The sequence below is a fragment of the Parabacteroides sp. merdae-related_45_40 genome (assembly GCF_001915675.1).
Genome location: NZ_MNQY01000034.1, coordinates 1 through 3,603 on the forward strand (window position 1 = coordinate 1; position 3,603 = coordinate 3,603).

The window sequence follows — 3,603 nt, forward strand, 5'->3', positions numbered from 1 at the left end:
CTATGTAAGGCCTTGATGTCGTAAACGATCTCTTTCCTGATCGTATATCCCTTTTCTTGTAAAGAGTCGCAATGCCTTTTTACGGCCTGGTTGTCCGTGAAATTCCGGATGTCGGGTACATATCGTTCGCCTTCGGGCGATACGAAATATTCCATCCGTGAAAAATGGAACGGCATATTCCGGATTAAGTATCGGGCTGCTTCTAACTTTATACTGTCATTTTTGTAATATTCGAGCACCTTTTCCAATTCCGCCTGATTTTCTCCGCTCATGGATAAGGCTTGTTCCAGACTGACACCTTTTGTTTTTTGCATGGAACAAGAGGTCAAAATACTTAATATCATGAATAAGAAACATGTTTTCATGGACGGTATAAATTGTTTATTAACGTTCGACAAGGACAATCACAGGGGAATTTCCATTTTCCGGTATCTCGTAATCGATCAGATATTTTCCGTCTGTCGATATGAAATGAGGCACAAAAGTACTTCCTTCCTTGAATCGGTAAGAATTGTCCGGATAGATGACCTTTTGATAAAATGCTTGTTTGGCATTTTTGTCATAGCTGTAAGTGTACGGATCAGTTACATCATGGTGTGCCAGATAAATGATACCGTCTTTCTCTCCGGTTGCAGCAAGCGCAATTTTGCCGTTGAAGAAGTCCCATTTTTTCATCAGCTGTTCAGCCGTGCAAGCAAACATGGCTTCTTTGGTAGCCTTGTATTTTCCTAACTCGACTACAGCATAAGGAACTAAATTCAAGTGTTCATCAACCTGATAGATCGTGTCGTTGAAAACTTCTTTGAAAGCGGGGACAAGCCCGTCAAACGCTTTCATTTCGGGTGGTGCACTATATACGACTTCTGACGAAGCAGGCTCATATTTATCCAGATTCGGAACAATCTTAATTGCTGTCGTATCTCGAAAAAAAACAAACCTGACCTCTTTTTTTCCTGTGTGATTGTCTACATGCCCTAAAAACATGCCCGTATTGGGAATAAGGAAAAAATTCAGGGTGTGCCGTATTCGTGGGCAAAATAATTTACCTAAATATTCTCCTTGCCAATTGTATCGTGTAAAATCATAATTTCCATCCACAACAAACAGTGTGTCATTCCGTAAAATAACGCCATTCATCCTTTTATATTCTCCTTCTCCATCTCCTTTTTTACCGATTTCATACATATATTTTCCATCTTTATCAAATAGAGATAATCTGTCCGAATGAACCACTAACAGTTTTTCATCGTCCAGTATGATCCTTTGGATGGATTTGACCCGAATGAAGTCGTTGGTTTCCAGTTGCACGTATCGAGGATTTGTCGCCCATTCATTTAAACCTATTTCTTGTGCTTCATTTTTGACCAAAGGACGAAAATCTATCCGATAAAAATTCTCATGATCGGAAGATTGCGTTTGTCGGTTGCTACAAGACCCAAGAAACAGGCAAAAGAGAAGAATCCATGTTTTCATAAACTTGTTATTTCAGTATGTTACTAATATCAAACCGTACAATAGCTATTTCTGGCTCTTCAGTTACTGCATATATAGTTTTTTCATCATCTGATACAGACAATCTACTTGCACTTCTGTCTGTGTGCAAGTTTGCTAAAAAATGTCCATTATGATCAAATACTAAAATATTATGCACTTTTATATTTCTTCTATTTTCTCGTACATATTTTTGCCCAAAATAACTGCAAAAAATATAGTTTTTTGTCATCTTTACATCTGAAAAACCAAGCTTTAAATTTTTTCTATCTAATTGTTTTTTCACATATTTAGGTTCTTCCAAATAGAAATCCCACAATAATTGGATTGCTCCATCTACTAATTTTTCATAACAAGCTATATATCCTAATGATGCCATTACAAATACAAATTTATTATCATATACGCTTGTAGATCCACTATATGATGACAAATCTGTACTACGATGATGTTCATCTGGAACATTTCCTATGTTTGCTTTTATTTCTAAATCTTTATCAAGTTCTATGATAGGCTGCGTTAATCCGGCCATTGATGAAGCTATAAAACAGTTATCATTCATATATTTACCAGAAAGCACTAAAATATCTTTATTTTTTAACGGGATATTATTCACTTCAGGTAAATCTGATGTATTAGAAATTTCATTCCAAGAATATTTTCTAAGACTTTTTAAGCCTAAATCATAAATAAATATATCATTATACTCATTTCTACCCCAATATTCTGGCTGAGTAAATTCTTTAGGACCACCTCCGAAATGTCCTGTATGATGAAGTTCCATACCATTATTAGCATCATAGACCTTAATAAAGTATTCATCACGGGTAAAAAACGTTAAAATCTTATCATTAACAACATCTATAGACCAAGGGAAACTCATTATAGATTCATTTGGATAGTCTATTGCATTGAGAGATATAATTTGTAAATTATTTTTACTGCATGATAAACTTAAAAATGTCAACAATATATATATTGATGAAATAATAACATTTTTCATAATGTAATTTTTTTAGCAAAAGAGTGTGTCAAAATTCACATATTCTATACTTTCGCCTATAGTTTATTTTATTCTGGCACACTCTTTATTATTTGATTACCAGATATGATACATATCCATCCAAACAGTTCCGCTAGTCATACATCTCATTGTCGTAAAGTCATCACAATAATCTGTACCGCTCTCACCTCTGGCAAGAGCCTCGGCATTTTCCAATGCCAAGTCAGAAAGTTGAACCTCATTTGTATTTTGCTGGTAGTTCCAGCCTGCTGCTGCAGCGATCGCAACAAAAGCGATAACGCCCAAAATTTTCGTTCCCATTTTATTATTATTTTTAGGGATTTATCATTTTATTATTAATTGTGGCTCTTTCGCCCAGTATCATTTCCCGGACCGGGTGATTTCCTACCCTTTTGTTGTTTACTCCAAATTTACTACTTCTGCCGTTACCTCCTTCTTTATTAGTTATTGAATGAGGGAAAGTCCGGGAGTTTCTGCTCGGTTTGCAAGCCTGTAGGCAGGAACTCCTTTCTTTTTCCCGTTAATTATTTTACTGTTCCGATAAAACTCAACATCAGTGAGTTGTTCGGGATGTTTCCATAAATGTCTACTGTTCGGTAAAAATCTCCCGGCTGTTCCGCTTCATAGCTGACCGTGATCGTTCCGCTCTCTCCCGGTTGCAACTCTTTCCAATTGCAAGTCGCTTCGGTGCAGTCGCAAGAGGTGGTGAAACCTGTCAACTTAAAGACAGTTATTCCGGTATTCCGGACTGCGATCGTCTGCTTCTTGGTTGTTCCTTCTTTGACTGTCCCTAAATCGTATTCGCTCTTTTCCGGTTCGAGGGTGGTTTTTGCCAATATCTCTTTGTGTTGCACACCAGCAATCTGTTTTAGATACAAATCCCTGACAGCCAAGTTATGCACCGGATTGCCGATCACTTTCACCTTGTTGTCCTGATCAAGCAGGAATGTTTGGAAAGTGATATCTTGTGGAAATTTGTTCAACTTGTCCAATCGGCTGTCCCGATCGATGCAGACCGGACGGTCGAAGTTGTCGCGTTTCAGGATGTATCGCAACTCTTTGTCGTCTTTCGACTGGAAGACGAAGAT

General features: G+C 37.3%; 4 protein-coding genes and 1 pseudogene. All 5 read right to left on the reverse strand.

Translation table 11 applies throughout. The features are described 5' to 3' along the window. Nucleotides 1-314, reverse strand: a pseudogene (locus tag BHV83_RS02535) (transglutaminase domain-containing protein); the annotation flags it as partial. Nucleotides 315-384: 70 nt separating this feature from the next. Beyond that, nucleotides 385-1,473: a DUF4934 domain-containing protein gene (locus BHV83_RS02540; protein ID WP_005650742.1), complete on the reverse strand. Its 1,089-nt coding sequence runs from the start codon at nucleotides 1,471-1,473 to the stop codon at nucleotides 385-387. A 7-nt stretch (nucleotides 1,474-1,480) separates the two neighbouring features. Next, nucleotides 1,481-2,494 (reverse strand): BF3164 family lipoprotein, encoded by a 1,014-nt coding sequence (locus tag BHV83_RS02545; RefSeq protein ID WP_286756060.1) that lies wholly within the window; start codon nucleotides 2,492-2,494, stop codon nucleotides 1,481-1,483. A 96-nt stretch (nucleotides 2,495-2,590) separates the two neighbouring features. Further along, complete coding sequence (locus tag BHV83_RS02550; protein WP_005650747.1) at nucleotides 2,591-2,815, reverse strand: NVEALA domain-containing protein; 225 nt, start codon at nucleotides 2,813-2,815, stop codon at nucleotides 2,591-2,593. A 224-nt stretch (nucleotides 2,816-3,039) separates the two neighbouring features. After that, nucleotides 3,040-3,603, reverse strand: a 564-nt coding sequence (locus BHV83_RS02555) for a DUF1573 domain-containing protein (RefSeq protein WP_286756063.1), incomplete at its 5' end; no start/stop codon positions are given.

Excerpts from the sequence above, each read along its gene's own strand:
- BHV83_RS02540 (WP_005650742.1), bottom strand. The coding sequence starts at position 1,473 with ATGAAAACATGGATTCTTCTCTTTTGCCTGTTTCTTGGGTCTTGTAGC.
- BHV83_RS02545 (WP_286756060.1), bottom strand. The coding sequence starts at position 2,494 with ATGAAAAATGTTATTATTTCATCAATATATATATTGTTGACATTTTTA.
- BHV83_RS02550 (WP_005650747.1), bottom strand. The coding sequence starts at position 2,815 with ATGGGAACGAAAATTTTGGGCGTTATCGCTTTTGTTGCGATCGCTGCA.